Raw genomic sequence first — 16,842 nt, forward strand, 5'->3', positions numbered from 1 at the left:
CCATTATCCGAATCGATCCACGTCGTCGGGAAGCTGTGGCCACCCACCCATGTACTGGCATGTGAACGATCCACGTTCGGTTCCACTCCGCAACGATTGCTCGACGTCCTCGCCGCGCAGTCGGGCCGCGATGAACCCCGCCATGAAGGAGTCGCCAGCACCTGTCGTATCGACAACGTCCACAGGATGCGCCGGCACACGCCATCGCATGGACGCCTGCCCGGCTCGAGCGCCCTGCGCGCCCAGCGTGGCCACAGCGATGTGGGCGGAAGTCGCGAGCGCCTGAGTGAGGCTCCGCTCGGCCGCGGATTCGTCCTCGCTCGCGGAGGCGAAGTGGACGGCGAGGCTGTGCCACTCGGGCGATACGCTGCAGTCCTGGCTCATGGGCGGGCCGGACGGCCGAGCTAGGTATTCACCGAACGATCGTGACCGGCTCAGCATCCCAACATGCACCCAGCGGGCGGTGGAGATTCGGTCCATCGCCGTTTCGTCCGGATAGTAGTCGGCGGTGACACCGAAGTCTTCGGACTCGAAGCGTCGGTCTCCGTTGGCGTCTCTTCGAATCGTCGTCAGCGCGGTAGCGCCGTCGGCGGTGACCATGTCGAAGAGATCCACGCCACGGGCACGTGCGGCCGTGCGTACGATGTCCGCGTTCGCATCGGTGCCGACGGCACCGAAGTAGCCCACTCGGAAGCCGAGCATGGCGAGTTGGACAGCGACATTGAGGGCGTTCCCTCCGACCAGATCGCCCAGTTCTGGTTCGTCGAGGAATCGATCGATGGTGTTGTCACCGACGACGGCGACGTCGAGTCTCTCGGGTGGCATGGAGCTCCTCAGTTGCGGTTCCGGTCGGATTGTTGAGGGGGCCCAGCGCGGACAAACGCAGCGGGCCCCCTCAACGTACGCCCTCTTAGAAGTCGCCCTTTTTGTAGTAGCGACGAGTCGTCAGCGGGTGGTCTCGAACGATCTCGAGGTGAGCGCTCAGGCGCTCGAAGATCGCGGCGAGCACGATGGGGGAGATGAGTGCTCGGACGCGCTCTGAGATGCCCGGCAGAGCGAAGTCCTTCGTGTCGAAGACGCGCAACTTTCTCGTCACCGTCGGGGCGAAGCGCTCCACTCGCTCGGCTAGTGCGCGCTGCTCATCCTCGCCCTTGACGAGAATGACGCTCGTGTCCTCCTCGAGCAGTTCCAGCGTGCCGTGGAAGAAGTCCGAAGCGTGGACCGGCCGCGTCCAGATCCACTGCATCTCTTCAAGGATGCACATGCCGTAATACCAGGCCTCGTACCAAGCACCGCCGGCGCCGGTGAGGATGTGATTCTGCTCGTCCTTGATCTCCAGAGCGAAGGCCTCGGCCCTCGGCTCGAACGCCCGCTTGACCTCGACCAGGAGCTCGGGCAGCGTCTGCAGTTCAGCGACGACATCGTCGTAGCCGTCGTACTCACCGCGGAGGTCCATGATCGCGAGCGCGATGAAGAGCGTCTGCAGGTAGAAGTTCTCGCTGGACGTGTCGTCGGCGCAGAAGTTGCTGAAGTTGATGTCCGCCATTACTGCGAGCGGGGAGTCGGCCTTCGCTGTGAGCGTGAGCACGCGGGCCCCCTTGCTGCGCACGAACTCCAACGCGGCGACGGCTTCCTTGGTCGTGCCGGAGACCGAGGGGAAGACGACGATCGAGGCGGGACCCAGGTTGGCGTTGCCGGAGTTCACCAACTCGGCTGCCATGTCGATGAATGTCGGGAACGTGGACTTGGTCTGCAGGATGCGCGCAGCCGGCTGCGTCAAGAAGTTCACTCCGCCGGCGCCCGCGAAGAAGATGTTCTTCGCACCGTTGTCGAGCTCCTTCTTGAGCGCCTCTCGAATCTCTGCTGCAAGCCCTACGGCGCCGCTCTGAATGTCTACGTAGCGGGCTTCATCGAAGTTCAGCATGCACCTCATACCTTTCGTGGATGTTGTCTGATCAAAAGACTAGATGTCGGACAACCATACATGAGGTCGGTCATGTCGAGAAGATCGACCCGAATGCGCTGGAGGATGCTTCGCTCTCCGGCTATCGGTTGTTATGGTCGAGGCATTGCGCGACGCCACTGTCTGACAATGTCAGGAACGAGATGTGCGCGTCCTGTCCGAGAAGGTGAGCCGAATGAACCCCGCAGGAAAAGCGAGCATGGTCGAGCGGGTCTACGACCAGGTGCAGGAACTGATCTCGGAGCTGGGGCTCAAGCCGGGCGACCGACTGAACACCGAGTCGGAGCTCTCCGAGTTGTTCGGAGTCTCGCGTTCGACGGTGCGCGAGGCCCTGCGCCTGCTCGAGCAGGAGGATGTCGTCCATGCGATCCAGGGGCAGGGGCGCTTCATCTCGGCGTCCGTTTCTCTGCGGGTGGAACGGCCGATGACCAAGTACGAGAGCATCACAGAGGTACTCACCGCCCGCGGGTATCGCGTGAGCAGCGCGGTCCTCGACGTGTCGATCGGCGCCGCTGACGATGAAGAAGCCGAGGCCCTGCGAATCCAGCCCGGTGCCGAGGTGATTCGGTTGCTGAGGATTCGCTATGGAGACGATGAGCCACTCGTCGTGAGCGCCAACACCCTCCCGCGGTCCACCCTGCCCGGCCCGATCGAGCACCGAGACTGGGGCGGCTCACTCACTGCGGCGCTCGCCACTCATGGGCACCACGTCAACGCGTCTATCGCGACGATCTCGGCCGTCGACCTTCCGCAGGAGTGGCAGGAGCGTTACAAGCTCGCTGGGCTGGGCCCGTGGCTGCTGGTGAAGGAGGTCGGGATGAGCCGTCAGGGCGAGCGTGTCCTCTACGCGGCCGACTACCACCGCGGCAGCGAGATGTCTTTCAGCGTGCTCCGGCAGCGATAGCGCTCGCGCGCCCCTGGGTCGGACCCGTGTGTCCACCCTTCGCTGGAGCGCGGCGTGGTGCACATTGCGCTGGGATCGGGACGGGGCACGACGCTGTGGTTCCGCGGCACGAACAGCCCAACTATGTTTCAGTCCAATTACGCATGGTCTGATGTCTTGACTTGTTGTCAGACATCGCTCTAAGTTGCTAGTCAACCTCCTTGCGAGGTTGTACCCGCACCAGCCTTGCTGTTGTCGGACGTGGCCGTCCTCATTCGTCAGTGGACACCGGCCTCCGCAGCAGCCTCATCCACATCAACGGCGAACAGAGAACGAGGACCAATCATGAACAGAAACAGCAAGCACGCATCTTTCGGCATCGGCGTCGGGATCCTGACGTCCGCTCTCGCCCTGGCGGGATGCGCCGGCAGCGGCGATGCGTCGAGCAGCGGTGGATCAGAGCAGATCACGGTCGCGTTCATCCCGGGCATCGCCTCCGATCCGTTCTTCCGGGCCATGGAGATCGCCGCCAAGGAGGAGGCCGAGGAGCTGGGGATTCGTCTCATCTGGCAGGGCGCTGCCGATCAGTACTCGCCTCAGTCGCAGCTGCCTTTCGTCGACGCGGCTCTGACGGAGGACCTCGACGCGCTCGTGCTCGTTCCCACCGACGCTGACGCACTTCAGCCCAGCGTGACCAAGGCGACGGCTCAGGGCGTGCCCGTGATCACCGTAGACACGACCGTGTCTGACCGCTCCGACCTCGTGTCCCACATCACCGGCGACAACCGCGACGGTGGCGAGCGCGCTGCCGAGGAGATGGCTGCTCAGACAGGCGGCAGCGGGAAGGTTCTGGTGATTTCTGCATCGCCGACCAACACCACAGGAACACAGCGCGTGGAGGGATTCGAGCAGGCCCTCTCCGACGACTACGAGGGCCTGGAAATGCTTCCCGTGCAGTTCGCATACAGCCAGCCCTCCGAGGCGACGACCATCCTCAACACCACACTGTTGGAAAACCCCGATCTCGCGGGCGTCTTCGCCGTTGATGGCACGTCCTGCACCGGAGCCGTCGCCGCGCTGAACAACTCCAACATGGTCGGCAAGGTCAAGTTGATCTGCTACGACGCCTACGCCGCGCAGGTCGAAGAGCTGGAGGCCGGCGCGATCTCCGCGCTCATCGCGCAGGACCCGGCCCAGGAGGCCCGGCTCGCTCTCCAGTTCGCATACGCCAGGGCGACCGGCGTCGGCGAGGACGAGATCAAGGAAGAAGTCGTGATCCCCAACGTCGTCATGAACCTCGACAACCTCGACGAGACCCGCAAGTACCAGTACGCCGAGTGAACGCGATGACCAACGACACGAAATCGAATAGTCCGAGCGTCGAGACGAGCCCGATCGTCTCGGGGAGGGGCGAACGATGGAAGGAGCTCGCGACGCGGCAAGAGACGCTTCTGATCGGCGTTTACATCGTGATGGTGTTGGTTTTCTCGTTGCTGAATCCGCGCTATTTCTCCACGGCGTCCTTCGGGAACATCCTCCAGGACTTCGCGCCCGTCCTGCTCATGGCGATCGGGCAGACGTTCGTCATCATCACGGGCGGGATCGACCTGTCGGTCGGCGCCGTGCTCGGGCTCTCCGGAGTCTCCGCAGCGCTCGCCATCCGGAGCACGACGGAGAGCGGGATGGATCCGGCGCTGAGCATCACGGTGGGAATCATCGCCGCGCTCGCCGTGGGTGCGACGGTGGGAGTCGTCAATGGTCTCTTGATCACTCGGGTCCGGCTTGCGCCATTCATCGCGACGCTAGCGACGATGGGTGTTTGCCTGGGCACGACACTCGTGATTACCGGCGGAGTGCAGATCGCTGGCGCTCCGAAGCAGGTCGTGCTTCTGGGTAATACGCGGTTCCTCGAGATTCTCACCGTGCCCCTCATAGTGGTCTTCGGCATTCTCGTGATCGCGTGGCTGACGCTGTCGCGGACGCGGTTCGGGCGGCACACCTACGCCATCGGGTCCAACCAGTTCGCCGCGCGAGTCGCTGGCATCAACGTGGACCGACACCTCATGAAGGTCTACGTCATCGGAGGCATTCTCGCTGCGGTCGCCGGGCTCTTCGTCTACTTCCGTCTCGGCTCGGGCTCACCGTCTTCGGGACGCGGGGGCGAATTGCAGGCGATCGCCGCAGCGGTCATCGGCGGCGTGAGTCTCATGGGCGGGGTCGGACGCGTGACCGGAACCGCGCTGGGCGCGCTCATCACCGCCAGTGTGCTGAGCGGACTGATCCTCATCGGCATCGAGCCCAACGCCCAGCAGATCGTCGTCGGTGCGCTCATTGCCGTGGCTGTCGCCGTTCAGGGCATCGGCCGCGCCAATTCCCGAAGCTAAGGAGCACGACATGAACGCAGAGCCCGTGTACCAGGTGACGGGTGTCACCAAGAAGTACGGGAACGTCCTCGCACTCGAGGACGTCGACTTCTCCGTCGCGGCAGGCGAAGTCGTCGGTCTCGTCGGCGACAACGGCGCGGGCAAGTCGACCCTCGTCAAGGTCTTGTCCGGGGCACACCGTCCCGATCGGGGCGAAATACGTCTCGACGGCGCTCCCGTGCAGTGGCACTCGCCGCAGCAGGCGTTGGAGAGCGGAATCGAGACCCTCTATCAGGACTCGTCTCTCGCCCCGGACCTGACGGTGAGCGCCAATGTCTTTCTGGGGCGGGAGGAAGTGGTGCCGGGCTTCTGGGGTCGGCTGGGGTTTCTCGCCAACCGGCGAATGGACGAGGTGGCGCGACAAGAACTGGAGAAGGTCGGGATCGCGGTTCCGTCCTCGACCCGAACGGTCTCGCGCCTCTCTGGCGGGCAACGCCAGGCCGTTGCCATCGGTCGTGCCGCCGCATGGGCGAGCAAGGTCATCATCCTGGACGAACCGACCAACCACCTCGGTGCGCGACAGTCCGCCGAGGTCCTGGAAGTCATCAAACAGGCGAAGATGAAGGGGCTCGCGGTCGTCTTCATCTCGCACACGCTCCCGCACGTCCTCGAGGTGACGGATCGCATCGTGGTCTTGCGACTCGGACGTGTCCTGGTCGACGCGCCGACGAGCACCTTCACGCCTGACAGCCTCGTCAAGGCGATCACCGGGCTGAGCGGGGCCGCGTGATGGGCTCGACCAACGAGAACGCCACCGCCAGACTCGAGGCGCTCGATGCGGCGATCCTGGAGCACGCACAAGAGGCCGAGCGCCTCCTGATCGACCTCGTCGCCGTCCCCAGCGTGAACCCGCTGCAACCGGGCGTTGACGCCGAGACCTACGCGGGCGGCGAATCCCGTGCCAACGAGCTCTTCGGCGAATGGCTTCGAGGCGCCGGTATGGAGACGCAGACCGTAGAAGCCGAGACCGGCAGGGCGAACCTCGTGGGCATCCGTCGGGGAAGCGGTGCCGGACGATCGCTCGGGATCAACGCTCACATCGACACGGTCGCCCCCCAGAGCGGGCGGTTCGAGAACCCGTGGAAGGCGGAACGCATCGGCAACCTGCTCTACGGGCTGGGTGCGACGGACATGAAGGCCGCGCATGCGGCTGCATGGCTCGCCGTGAAGGCTCTGAACGATGTGGGAGTCGTCCTGGATGGGGATCTGCATATCCACTCCGTCGTCGGTGAAGAGACGATGAGCCACGGTCTCGGCACGACCGCGGTTCTCGACGCCGGGTTCGATGTCGACGCCGTCCTCATCCCGGAACCCACCTCCAGCGGCGCCGATCTGTTCCGTCTCGCGAACACGGCAGCGGGCAACTACCTCTTCTCGCTCACGGTGCGAGGGAAGTCCACCCACTGGGCTTCGCGAAATCTCGCCATCCGGGCAGGCGGAGGCGGGGACGCCGTCGGGGTCAACGCCATCGACAAGGGCTTCTACATCTACAGCGCCATGCGTCAGCTCGAAGAGCAGTGGGCCTTCACCAAGAAGCATCCGCAGTTCCCCGCCGGCGCGTTCATCATCCATCCAGGTGTGCTGCATGCCGACATCGGGTTTGCAGCGGCTCCGTACTTTCCCGACCGTGCCCGGTTCGACTATCTCCTCTCGTTCCCGCCGGGGGAGACGTCGGAGCAGATCCGAGAGGAGATCGAGGCGCACATCAACGCCGCGGCTGCGCTGGATCCGTGGCTCGCCGCTCACCCCGTGGAGTTCGAGTGGATCGATACGTGGCCGCCTGCCTACACGGATCCTTCGTCGGATTTCGCCAGGATCGCACTCGACGCACGCAACACCGTCGCGACCGCCCTGGGAGCGCCGTCGCTGGAGGCACCGCAAACCAATGGTGCGCAGTCCGACGCTTCCTTCTACGAGGCGCGAGGCATTCCGGCCCTCGTCTGCGGACCGGGAAATCTCCTGGTCGCGCACTCCGCAGACGAGTTCGTCGACGTAAATCTGATCCCCGCGGCAGCGAGCATGATCGTTCGCACCGCACTGGGTTGGTGCGGGGGATGACGAATCGGACGGTTCGCGTCCCGGGACGGCCTCATCGGTGATGACCCACTTCGATGCGGTGGTGTTCGACTGCGACGGAGTCCTCGTCGACAGTGAGGTGCTGTCCGCGAGGGTGTCGCAGCGAATACTGAGCGATCTCGGCTGGAACGCCGCGCTCGAAGAACTGATGGAGCTGTTCACCGGCTGCTCGCAGGAGTTCTTCGTCGCTGAGATCGAGCGACGGATCGGGCGGCGATTGGAACCCGGATGGGATGATCCGTATGCGGGCTGGCTCATGGAAGCGTTCCGGTGCGAGCTCACCGCGGTGCCCGGGATCGAGAGTGCGCTCGAGCAGATCGCGCTCCCTGTCGCCGTCGCATCCAACAGTGGACGCGAGCGCATTCGGAGCAGTCTCGACCTCGTCGGCCTGCTCCCGCGGTTCGCCGGAAAGATCGCGAGCGCTGAAGACGTCGTCGCAGGGAAACCCGAACCGGATGTGTATCTGCGAGCGGCGGAGATCCTGGGGGTCGCGCCCGAGCGCTGCATAGCCATCGATGACAGCGCTTTCGGGGTCGAGGCGGCCCGACGGGCCGGTATGTATGTGCTGGCGTACGGCCCTGGCGCGGCGACACGAGCCGGAGATGGCGTTCCCTCGATAAGCGACTTGCGCCTGCTCCCGGCCGTCGTGGATCGGCTGGTCAGCCTGGGGTCCACCGCCTCCGGGAGAAGATAGGTCCGCAGTGCGACAAGGTGTTTCGTGGTCGATTGATGGGAACTACGAGGTGACTCGAAGATGCGGCGCTTGCCGCGACGATTGTCTGGCAATCAGGACGCTCGGGAGCTGAACTTCGCGTGCGGGATCGTCGAGGCCATTCACCCGCTGCATGACCATCCGAGCGGCAAGTGCTCCCAGCTCCCGAACAGGCTGAGATACGACGGACAGAGCTCGTTCGAATCCCCCACTCCATGGGCTGTTGTCGAAGGTGCTGACCGATAGGTCGTCGGATATGTGTAGTCCAGCTTTCCGTGCGGCTGCCAGAGCGGAGAGCGCCACAAGGCTGTCCGTAGCGAGTATCGCCGTCGGCGCATCCTTCTTCTCGAACCGTGCCGCGGCTGTGGTGTTGACGGGGAATGTCCACTGGTGGGACAACCCCCGCGCCCTGAGGCGCCTGCAGGCCAGTGAGCCCGACCAGTGGTGCCGACGTCGGGGCTGCGAGGACTGGCCGCTCGGTCCGACGGTGGCTGCAGCGATTTCGAGGGTCGACATCGCGCGAAGCGCCGATTCCTTATAGTTTGTACCCCAACGAAATACGCGTCCACGATCAAGGGAGAACGTGTGCAGTTTTACCGAGACGGATACCGCCCCGGCGATCCCGATATCCAGCCTGCCGCGACCGAAGCGCTCGCGCGATCGGACGAGTTCCCCGCGGAACTCGACGTGCTGATCGTCGGCACCGGACCCGCAGGTACGGTGCTGGCCGCGCAGATGGCGGAGTTCCCCGGCATCTCGACCCGCATCATCGAACGTCGGGCCGAGCCTCTCGCGGCTGGCCACGCGGATGGGGTGGCTTGCCGCACCGTCGAAATGTTCCAGGCGTTCGGTCTTGCCGACGCGCTGCTGCGCGAGGCGTACTGGGTGAACGAGGTGCGGTTCTGGGGGCCGTCGGAGACCGATCGTTCGAAGATCGTGCGCACTGGGTGGGTTGAGGACACCCCCGCGGGGCTCAGTGAGTTCCCTCACGTGATCGTGAACCAGGCGCGTATGCAGCAGTACCTGCTGGAGTATGCCGCGCGCTCGGCGAGCCGGCTTGAGGCCGACTATGGCCTCGAGTTCGTTGGGTTCGAGATGGTCGAGGGCGATCGACCCGTGGCGGTCACCCTCCGGCGCACCGCGGGGATGAACGAGGGTGAGGAATTCGTCGTCCACGCCCGCTACGTCGTCGGATGCGACGGCGCCCGGAGCAACGTACGCCGGTCGCTCGGTATACGGCTCGAGGGCGACGCGGCGAACCACGCCTGGGGCGTGATGGACGTGCTCGCCACGACAGACTTCCCCGACTGGCGCACGAAGAACGTTGTGCAGTCGGCAGGCAAGGGAAGTCTTCTCATGATCCCGCGCGAGGGCGGGAACATGGTGCGCATCTACGTCGATCTGGGGGAGGTAGCCGCGGGAGACCGGGCCATCCGCGGCACATCGGCAGAGCAGCTCCGTGCGATTGCGAACGCGATCCTGGATCCCTATTCGATCGATGTGAAGGAAGTCGCTTGGTCGAGCGTGTACGAGGTCGGCCAGCGGGTTGCCAGAGGCTTCGATGATCTCGGTCCCGAGCCGCCGGCGAACGCCGTGCCCCACCTGTTCCTCGCGGGCGACGCATGCCACACGCACAGTGCAAAGGCGGGGCAGGGCATGAACGTGTCGATGCAGGATGCATTCAATCTCGGATGGAAGCTCGCCGCCGTGCTGCAGGGACGCTCGGATGCGTCGCTCCTCCGTACATACTCGGAGGAACGCCAGGCGATCGCGACCGATCTGATCGAGTTCGACAAACACTGGTCTGCATTCATAGCCCAGCCTTCGCGCGATCCCGAGCATCCCGAGCGCGGCGGGGTCTCGCCCGAGGAGATGCAAGCCGAGTTCGCTCGGCAGGGCCGGTACACCGCCGGCCTCGCCACCACCTATGCGACCTCGATCCTCACCGGAACGCTCGATCACCAAACCCTCGCAACGGGGTTCGAGGTCGGAGCGCGGTTCCATTCTGCCCCGGTGCGGCGTGTGGCTGACGCCCGGCTGATGCAGCTCGGACACGCGCACCGCGCCGACGGTCGCTGGCGTCTCTACGCGTTCGGTGACGAATCCGGAGCCGAACTACAAGACCTGCTCGCTTGGCTCGGCAGCGACGTGGGCTCTCCCGTTAACACGTTCCGCTCACCGCATGCCGACATCGACGCCGTTATCGACGTGCACGCGGTATTCCGGGGCTCGCATCACGACATCGACATGACCTCGCTGCCCGAGATTCTGCTGCCGATCTCGGGACCTCTCGGTTTGCAGGATTGGGAGAAGGCGTGGGCGGCCGACCCCGCCGACGACATCTTCGCGCGGCGCGGCATCGCCGCGGACGGGGCGATGATCGTCGTGCGTCCAGATCAATACATCGCACACGTGCTGCCGCTGACTGCACGCGACCAGCTGTGCGCGTTCTTCGGCGGTGTCCTGCGCCCGGTGTGATTGGCTGACACGATTGATGCCGTGACCGCCCACGACCTCCCCGAATCGATTGCCGAGCCGCAGCGGCACGTCGGCAATCTGATCCGCCGTGCCCAGCAGTTGCACTTGGCTACGTGGGCGCGCACGGTGTCTGCGGAGATCACCAGCGCGCAGTACAGCATCCTCGCTGTGTTGAACCGCCTCGGCGGAGCGAGCCAGCGCGAGTTGTGCGATGAAGTCGACCTCGACCGCTCCACCATCACTGACCTCGTTCGCCGGATGGAGCGTGCCGGGCTCATCAGCAGGCAGCGCGCGGACGGCGACGCGCGACGTAACGTCGTCACCCTCACCGAGCGGGGCGAGAGCGAGCGTCGTCGCCTCGCACCGCTCGTTCTTGAGGTGCAGCGCGAGCTGACCCAGCACATGGACCCCGCGGAGGCAACGGCGCTCTACCGCGCGCTGTGGTCGCTTCTCGAGCGATAGGGTCCGTGCTTACTCGGCAGCACCGGCTGTGGGCGCCGGCGGGCCGCCCCAGCCGGCGAGCGTCGCCGACTGCCACGGACCTGCGGCGCGGATCAATTTTCCGGTGAGGTCGGGGATCGCTCCAGGCAGTGCGGTCAAGCTGCTCGCGTTGCACGCTTGACCAGACGGGCTCGTTGTCCAGCCCGGCGGTCGTGATGCGACGCTGGGTGAGCGGACTATGCCGTGGCCGACATGCCCTCATTCGCCCTCCGGGCAATGAGACGTGCGAAGATCTGCGAACAACTGAATCCCCGCAGGCGTAGACGAACCTCCACGAGAATCATCGAGAAACCGCGCTACATCGAGTTGAACCCTCCTGCCGGACCGAGCAGCCTCGTCTGGACCGGATTCAGATCCCTCCGTCTCCGCGAGAATACAACTGATCAGGGTAATTTTCACGAGACGGCATCGAGGGGACTTTGCTCCGGTCCTGCACGGGCGCGCTTTGCCGCGCGGGGAGTTCGATGCGCAGAGCCGTTCCCTCGCCGAGAACGGACGATACGGAGACGTCTCCTCGATGCGCGCGAACGATTTCGCGGACGATGGCGAGCCCCAGACCTGTTCCCGCACCGCCTGAACTTGGGCGTTGGTGGCTCGGAAGAAGCGCTCGAAAACATGAGGGATGTCATCGGCCGGGATGCCCATTCCCGTGTCGGTGATGTCGATCGTGACGCTCGGGCTCCCATTCAGCCTTCTGGCCGCCATCACTTCGACATCCACGCATCCCGCAACCGGCGTGAATTTCACCGCATTCTCGATCACGTGCGTGAAGGTCTGTTCGAGCTGGTCCTCGTCGCCCTCGACGATCGTCGCGACGTCACCGCCGATCCTGAGGCTCACCTTCCGTGAGTGGGACAGAGGGCGCAGCGATTCCTCGACTCGGTGCAGCATCGCACCGATCTCGAATCGGCGCCCCCCTGGCTGAGACCGTCTTCGCTGACGAGGTTCCTAGTGGGCGAATGGACTGGCTCCTGCCCGTATGGGTGAAGGAGCTCGAAGCCGCCGAGGCGCGACTGTCCGATGCCCTGATGACGACCCCGGACCTGATGACAGCGAGTCTCTGACCGAGGCGGTCGCCACCCTTTGATAGGGCTGACTCGTCCACCCGATCAGATCGTGATCACCTTCGGTGCGACGAGGCCCTTCATCCCGTGCATGCCGAACTCGAGACCGTATCCCGATGCCTTCGTTCCCCCGAAGGGCACGGCCGGATTGAGCGTCCCGTGCTGGTTGATCCACACCGTGCCGCTCTCGAGGCGGTGGGCGACTCGCTCCGCTTCGACCGGGTCGCCCCACACGGAAGCGCCGAGTGCCTGTTCGGATGCGTTGGCCCGCCGTACGGCGTCGTCGAGATCGGTGTAGCGGATCACCGGTATCACCGGACCGAACTGCTCCTCGTCCACCAGCGGGGCTCCGTCCTCGATGTCCGCGACGATCGTGGGGCGGTAGAAGCGCGGTCCGAGCTCGGGGGCGGCCTCGCCGCCCGTCACGACACGTGCGCCCCGGGCGCGTGCATCATCGACCAGGTGCGAGACGATGTCGAACTGCTGGTCGGTGGACAACGGGCCGAGCTGGCTCGTCTCATCCAGACCGGGTCCGAGCGCCGCGCCCTCGGCCAGCATCGCCAGCTCCCGCACGACGTCGTCGTAGATCGCATCGTGTACGTAGAGCCTCTTGAGCGCCGCGCACGTCTGACCGGTGTTGATGAAGATCCCCCAGAACAGCCCCTGCGCGATCGCCGCGGGATCCGCGCTCGCCAGGACGATCCCGGGATCGTTTCCGCCGAGTTCGAGCGTGAGGCGCGCGAGATTGCCGGCCGAGCTCTTCACGATCTCCCGGCCGGTCTTCGTCGACCCCGTGAACATCACCTTGGAGATACCACGGTGACCGGCCAAACCCGCACCCACCTCGCGGTCGCCCGACACTCCGATCAGTACTCCCTCCGGCAGGTGACGGTTCATCAGCTCGATCAACGCCAGCACGCTGAGAGGGGTGTATTCGCTCGGCTTGGCCACAACCGTGTTGCCGACGCGCAGGGCAGGAGCGATCTGCCACATCGCGATGAGCGCGGGCCAGTTCCACGGGCTGATCGCCGCGACGACACCCAAGGGCACGTAGTGCAATTCCGAGCGGTTTCCCCCTGCTTCGAAGAGCACCTCGGGCTCGAGTTCGAGGTCTGCCGCGCTGCGCAGCCAGACGGCGCAGCCGGCCGCCTCGAAGCGCGCTCCCGCGCCGTTCAGCGGTTTGCCCTGCTCTCGAGCGATGATCTGCGCGAGCTCCTCCGCGTGTGCGTCGATCTCGTCGGCCGCACGGCGCAGGTAGTCGGCGCGCTCGCCCGACGAGAGCCCCGCCCATGACTGCTGCGCGGCATGCGCGCGCACCACCGCGCTGTCGAGATCCTCGATGGTGTGCACGCGTGCCCATCCGATGGTCTCACCGGTTGCGGCATCCGGGATCGCTCTGCCCTCGCGCTCGCCTACGGTGATGGCGTCGAGAAGTGTCGTCGTTGGCTCGGTCATGGTTCCTCCTAGAACTGACGTCGTTGTTGCGTTCGCGCCCGTCCTCTGGAGCCGGGGACGGGCCCCTGGCATGACTCGGGCCATGCCAGGGGTTCGCGGTCTGGTCTCCCCGCCTCGGGGATACGGGGGTCAGAACGGATACTGCCCCGGCTCGCGGCGCATCGTGATCCAGCGCGTCTCCGTGAAGGCCTCGACGTTCGCGCGTTCTCCGCCGTGACGCGAGCCTGTGCCGGAGGCGCCGACGCCGCCGAAGGGCGCGTTCGCCTCGTCGTTCACGGTCTGGTCGTTGATGTGCACGATGCCGGTGGGAATCTGCTTCGCCAGTTCGTACGCGCCGAGCGCATCACGGCTGACGATCCCGAGCGACAGCCCGTAGTCGGTGTCGGCGGCGATGCGCACGGCCTCCTCGTCGGTCGCATAGGCGACCACGGAGGCAACCGGGCCGAATACCTCTTCGCAGTAGGCGGCCGCGTCGCGCGACGGGTGGGCGAGCACGGTGGGTCGATAGAACAGTCCCTCGTAGGTGCCGCCCGCCGCGAGAGTCGCTCCCAGTGCCACCGACTCCTGCACGAGCGCGTGCACGCGGTCTCGCTGGGATGCATCGATGAGCGGGCCCAGGTGCACGTGCTCGGTGGCAGGATCTCCAACGGCCATCGACTCCGCTTTGGCCGCGAGCTTCGCGACGTATTCATCGAACAACGATTCGTGCACGATGTGCCTGCCGACGGTCATGCAGATCTGGCCCTGGTGCAGGAACGCGCCCCAGGCTGCCAAGTTCACCGCCTCGTCGACGTCCGCATCCGCCCGAACGATGAAGGCGGAGTTCCCGCCGAGTTCCAGGTGGGCGCGCGTCAGATGGCGGCCCGCGAGTTCCCCCACGATCCTGCCCGCCCGGGTGGAGCCGGTGAACGCGATGACGCGCACGCGCGGGTCGGCGACCATCGCCTCGCTCACATCGGCGCCGCCGGGAACGAGCTGGAGCAGGCCTGCGGGAAGCCCCGCCTCTTCGAAGATCCGCACCATCGAGACACCGCCCGTGATCACCGTGCGGGGGTCGGGCTTGAGGAGCACGGCGTTGCCGAGTGCGAGCGCGGGGGCGACCGCCCGAATGCCCAGGATCAGGGGGACATTGAACGGAGAGATGACACCGACGACGCCGACGGGCACCTGCTGGGCCAGTGACAGCCGCGGCTCTTCACTGGAAAGTATCGAGCCGAGCGGGGCAGAGGGGAGGGCTGAGGCCTCGTAGCACTCGGCAGCAGTGACGTGCAGCGCGAAACCGGCGAGTGCCGGGACGGCTCCCACCTCCCGGACGTTCCATCCCATGATCTCCTCGGCGTGCTGTTCCCACAGCTGTGCGGCTCTGCGCATCACGGCCGCGCGCACCGGGTGCGGCGTCGCGGCCCACTCCGCCTGCGCGCGGGCGGCGCCTTCGGCGGCGCGAGCGACATCGCCGGGTGAGGCCAAGCCGACCTTGGCGAGAGTTCTTCCGGTAGCTGGTTCGATGGAGTCCGCTTCACCGCCCTCCCCGACGATCCATTCCCCATCGATGTGGATCCGGCCGGAGAAGACCGACTCGTCGATGAGTGCGGGTTGGGTCATTTCGGTTGCGGGCATGGGGTGTATTCCTTCCGAGTTACCGACCAGCGGTAGTCGGCTGGCGCTGACTCTCCCGTAATAGGGCGGCGGCCGCCATCCCTCCCGAGCACGTGTGCGCGGCAGGGAAAGCGGGCTGCGCGCGTGGTCAAAGAGGCATCGCCGAGGGCGCAGACGTTCACGGGCCATGCCGATTAGCCGAGTACGCACGTGACTTGACCCGAGCCGCACGGTTGCCGGACGACGTCTTCTCCCCGGGGTCGATGAACCATAGCGTGGCGAATCCAGGCACCTACGACCCGGGCCCGGTCGCTCCGAGACGGCACCGCTGCCGCGACGGCGCGCGAAGCGAATGACATGGGCGTCACGCATCGACACTCTTGAAGGACGGCATCACATGACCAGAGAAGAACTCACGGCAACTCGCACCCCTCGCGGCGGATATCGCCGACTGGCACCGCTCCTTGCGCTGCCGGTCGTGCTCGTTCTCGCCTCGTGCGGGGGCGGCGGATCCTCCAATGCGGGTGGCGGGACGGGTAGCGCTGCACCCATCGACGCCGAATGCGGCAGCGTGCCGGTGGTCGCTCCGAAGGACCCGGATGGACTCATCGCGAAGATGCCGGAGGAGATCCAGACCGCCTTCAACGGATGGCCCGACACGGTCGAGGCGAGCGCCTGGTCGGACCTCGAGTCGAAGATCGCCGATGGGCCGATCACTGTCGGCTACCTGCAGCAGGACTCCGGCAGCCCCGTCGCGGCCTCGCTCGCCGCCGAGATCGACCGACTGTTCGCGAAGTCCAAGTCGGCTGGTGACGTCGCGGACCTCATCGTGGAGACTCCCGGTGGAACGGGGGGCGCGGTGACCGCCGCTGATCAGGTACGGGCGTTCGAGCAGCTCGTGCGCAAGGGTGCCGACATCATCATCGCCCAGCCGCTCTCGGGCGAGGCGCTCGTCGCGGCGGTGAACAGCGCGGGCGAGCAGGGCGTACCCACCGTGACCTTCACGGGCTATGTCGCATCGCCTTATGCGCTCAACATCACCCCGAACGCGTTCGACGGCGTCGCGCAGGCCATCTCGCGCGGCGCCGACATGATCGGCGGCGAGGGCAACGTCGTGATCATGCAGGGCATCGAAGGCATGACCGTGAACACGTCTTCCGTGTCCGCTGCCGAGCAGACCCTCGCGCTCTGCGAGGGGATCGAGATCGTGGGGAAGCCGGCCGGCAGCTTCAACGACCCGGGTGCGAAGTCCGCGATGGTGAGCTTCCTCGCCTCGAACCCGGAGGATGTCGACATGGTGTACCAGGTCGCCTCGATGGGCGCCGGAGTCTTTGCTGCGTTCGCCGACACGGGTCGTGACGATCAGCCGCTCGTCGTGGACAATCTCCCGACCGCGGCATCACTCGCCTGGTGGGAGCAACTGAGCCCCGACGGGTACAAGGGACTGGCGATGCCGGGCACGGGCACGCAGTTCGGTGAGGCGTTGTGGGATGTCGCACTGCGCACGATGCGAGGCGAGGGACCGAAGATCAATCAGATCGCCCTCCAGACGCAGTTCATCACGGCCGACAACGTCGACGAATACCTCGTACCCGGTGCGACCACGACATCCACGGAAGAGACCAAGACGGTCGGATCGCTCCTGCCGGCCGACTACCTCGACGGTTACTTCACGCACCCCGCATCCTGAT

The 16,842-nt window shown here is 65.7% G+C and carries 15 protein-coding genes and 1 pseudogene; 9 read left to right on the top strand and 7 right to left on the bottom strand.

Annotated features, from left to right (window positions below):
* Window positions 1-3 precede the first annotated feature (3 nt).
* Together C2868_RS14810 and C2868_RS14815 are read right to left on the bottom strand one after the other, a co-directional pair.
* Window positions 4-825 (bottom strand): PfkB family carbohydrate kinase, encoded by an 822-nt coding sequence (locus tag C2868_RS14810; protein WP_100809677.1) that lies wholly within the window; start codon window positions 823-825, stop codon window positions 4-6.
* 85 nt (window positions 826-910) lie between these two features.
* The gene (locus C2868_RS14815) at window positions 911-1,924 is read right to left on the bottom strand and encodes an SIS domain-containing protein (RefSeq protein ID WP_100809678.1); all 1,014 of its coding nucleotides are present in this window, start codon (window positions 1,922-1,924) and stop codon (window positions 911-913) included.
* Window positions 1,925-2,138: 214 nt separating this feature from the next.
* Here C2868_RS14815 and C2868_RS14820 point away from each other — a divergent pair, with 214 nt between their 5' ends.
* The 6 genes from C2868_RS14820 to C2868_RS14845 all read left to right on the top strand — a co-directional run bounded on the left by C2868_RS14820 (window position 2,139) and on the right by C2868_RS14845 (window position 8,039).
* Window positions 2,139-2,867: a GntR family transcriptional regulator gene (locus C2868_RS14820; RefSeq protein WP_100809749.1), complete on the top strand. Its 729-nt coding sequence runs from the start codon at window positions 2,139-2,141 to the stop codon at window positions 2,865-2,867.
* Window positions 2,868-3,191: 324 nt separating this feature from the next.
* Complete coding sequence (locus tag C2868_RS14825) at window positions 3,192-4,187, top strand: ABC transporter substrate-binding protein (protein WP_100809679.1); 996 nt, start codon at window positions 3,192-3,194, stop codon at window positions 4,185-4,187.
* A 5-nt stretch (window positions 4,188-4,192) separates the two neighbouring features.
* Window positions 4,193-5,230, top strand: a complete 1,038-nt coding sequence (locus C2868_RS14830; protein ID WP_146048086.1) for an ABC transporter permease — start codon at window positions 4,193-4,195, stop codon at window positions 5,228-5,230.
* Between the two features lie 10 nt (window positions 5,231-5,240).
* Window positions 5,241-5,999, top strand: a complete 759-nt coding sequence (locus C2868_RS14835) for an ATP-binding cassette domain-containing protein (protein WP_100809681.1) — start codon at window positions 5,241-5,243, stop codon at window positions 5,997-5,999.
* On the top strand, window positions 5,999-7,327 hold the full coding sequence (locus tag C2868_RS14840; RefSeq protein WP_100809682.1) for a M20 family metallopeptidase: 1,329 nt from the start codon (window positions 5,999-6,001) through the stop codon (window positions 7,325-7,327). Before C2868_RS14835 ends, C2868_RS14840 begins: the two co-directional genes overlap by 1 nt.
* A gap of 40 nt (window positions 7,328-7,367) precedes the next feature.
* Complete coding sequence (locus C2868_RS14845) at window positions 7,368-8,039, top strand: HAD family phosphatase (protein WP_100809683.1); 672 nt, start codon at window positions 7,368-7,370, stop codon at window positions 8,037-8,039.
* A gap of 42 nt (window positions 8,040-8,081) precedes the next feature.
* Here the strand turns inward: C2868_RS14845 and C2868_RS17860 are convergent, their stop codons facing one another.
* Window positions 8,082-8,573 (bottom strand): substrate-binding domain-containing protein, encoded by a 492-nt coding sequence (locus C2868_RS17860; protein ID WP_100809684.1) that lies wholly within the window; start codon window positions 8,571-8,573, stop codon window positions 8,082-8,084.
* A gap of 69 nt (window positions 8,574-8,642) precedes the next feature.
* Between C2868_RS17860 and C2868_RS14855 the strand changes: the two genes are divergently transcribed.
* Window positions 8,643-10,535: an FAD-dependent monooxygenase gene (locus C2868_RS14855; protein WP_100809685.1), complete on the top strand. Its 1,893-nt coding sequence runs from the start codon at window positions 8,643-8,645 to the stop codon at window positions 10,533-10,535.
* Window positions 10,536-10,556: 21 nt separating this feature from the next.
* Window positions 10,557-10,997, top strand: coding sequence for a MarR family winged helix-turn-helix transcriptional regulator (locus C2868_RS14860; protein WP_100809686.1), 441 nt, complete (start codon window positions 10,557-10,559; stop codon window positions 10,995-10,997).
* 388 nt (window positions 10,998-11,385) lie between these two features.
* Here the strand turns inward: C2868_RS14860 and C2868_RS17865 are convergent, their stop codons facing one another.
* The 4 genes and pseudogenes from C2868_RS17865 to C2868_RS14875 all read right to left on the bottom strand — a co-directional run bounded on the left by C2868_RS17865 (window position 11,386) and on the right by C2868_RS14875 (window position 15,172).
* Entirely contained in the window at window positions 11,386-11,592 is a 207-nt protein-coding gene (locus C2868_RS17865; RefSeq protein WP_374935796.1) for a hypothetical protein, read from the bottom strand.
* A gap of 44 nt (window positions 11,593-11,636) precedes the next feature.
* Window positions 11,637-11,927, bottom strand: a pseudogene (locus C2868_RS17870) (ATP-binding protein); the annotation flags it as partial.
* Between the two features lie 218 nt (window positions 11,928-12,145).
* Window positions 12,146-13,555, bottom strand: coding sequence for an aldehyde dehydrogenase family protein (locus C2868_RS14870; RefSeq protein ID WP_100809688.1), 1,410 nt, complete (start codon window positions 13,553-13,555; stop codon window positions 12,146-12,148).
* Window positions 13,556-13,684: 129 nt separating this feature from the next.
* Window positions 13,685-15,172, bottom strand: coding sequence for an aldehyde dehydrogenase family protein (locus tag C2868_RS14875; protein ID WP_219811484.1), 1,488 nt, complete (start codon window positions 15,170-15,172; stop codon window positions 13,685-13,687).
* A 376-nt stretch (window positions 15,173-15,548) separates the two neighbouring features.
* Here C2868_RS14875 and C2868_RS14880 point away from each other — a divergent pair, with 376 nt between their 5' ends.
* Complete coding sequence (locus C2868_RS14880; protein WP_157813852.1) at window positions 15,549-16,841, top strand: substrate-binding domain-containing protein; 1,293 nt, start codon at window positions 15,549-15,551, stop codon at window positions 16,839-16,841.
* Window position 16,842: the final 1 nt, after the last annotated feature.

Source organism: Microbacterium sp. CJ77, from assembly GCF_002911615.1.
Lineage (GTDB): Bacteria > Actinomycetota > Actinomycetes > Actinomycetales > Microbacteriaceae > Microbacterium.

Bases quoted from the DNA above. Each gene is read 5' to 3' on its own strand.
- C2868_RS14820 (WP_100809749.1), top strand. From the start codon at position 2,139: ATGAACCCCGCAGGAAAAGCGAGCATGGTCGAGCGGGTCTACGACCAG.
- C2868_RS14810 (WP_100809677.1), bottom strand. From the start codon at position 825: ATGCCACCCGAGAGACTCGACGTCGCCGTCGTCGGTGACAACACCATC.
- C2868_RS14815 (WP_100809678.1), bottom strand. From the start codon at position 1,924: ATGCTGAACTTCGATGAAGCCCGCTACGTAGACATTCAGAGCGGCGCC.
- C2868_RS17860 (WP_100809684.1), bottom strand. From the start codon at position 8,573: ATGTCGACCCTCGAAATCGCTGCAGCCACCGTCGGACCGAGCGGCCAG.
- C2868_RS14840 (WP_100809682.1), top strand. From the start codon at position 5,999: ATGGGCTCGACCAACGAGAACGCCACCGCCAGACTCGAGGCGCTCGAT.
- C2868_RS14845 (WP_100809683.1), top strand. From the start codon at position 7,368: ATGACCCACTTCGATGCGGTGGTGTTCGACTGCGACGGAGTCCTCGTC.
- C2868_RS14825 (WP_100809679.1), top strand. From the start codon at position 3,192: ATGAACAGAAACAGCAAGCACGCATCTTTCGGCATCGGCGTCGGGATC.
- C2868_RS14875 (WP_219811484.1), bottom strand. From the start codon at position 15,172: ATGCCCGCAACCGAAATGACCCAACCCGCACTCATCGACGAGTCGGTC.
- C2868_RS14880 (WP_157813852.1), top strand. From the start codon at position 15,549: ATGACCAGAGAAGAACTCACGGCAACTCGCACCCCTCGCGGCGGATAT.
- C2868_RS14870 (WP_100809688.1), bottom strand. From the start codon at position 13,555: ATGACCGAGCCAACGACGACACTTCTCGACGCCATCACCGTAGGCGAG.
- C2868_RS14830 (WP_146048086.1), top strand. From the start codon at position 4,193: ATGACCAACGACACGAAATCGAATAGTCCGAGCGTCGAGACGAGCCCG.
- C2868_RS14835 (WP_100809681.1), top strand. From the start codon at position 5,241: ATGAACGCAGAGCCCGTGTACCAGGTGACGGGTGTCACCAAGAAGTAC.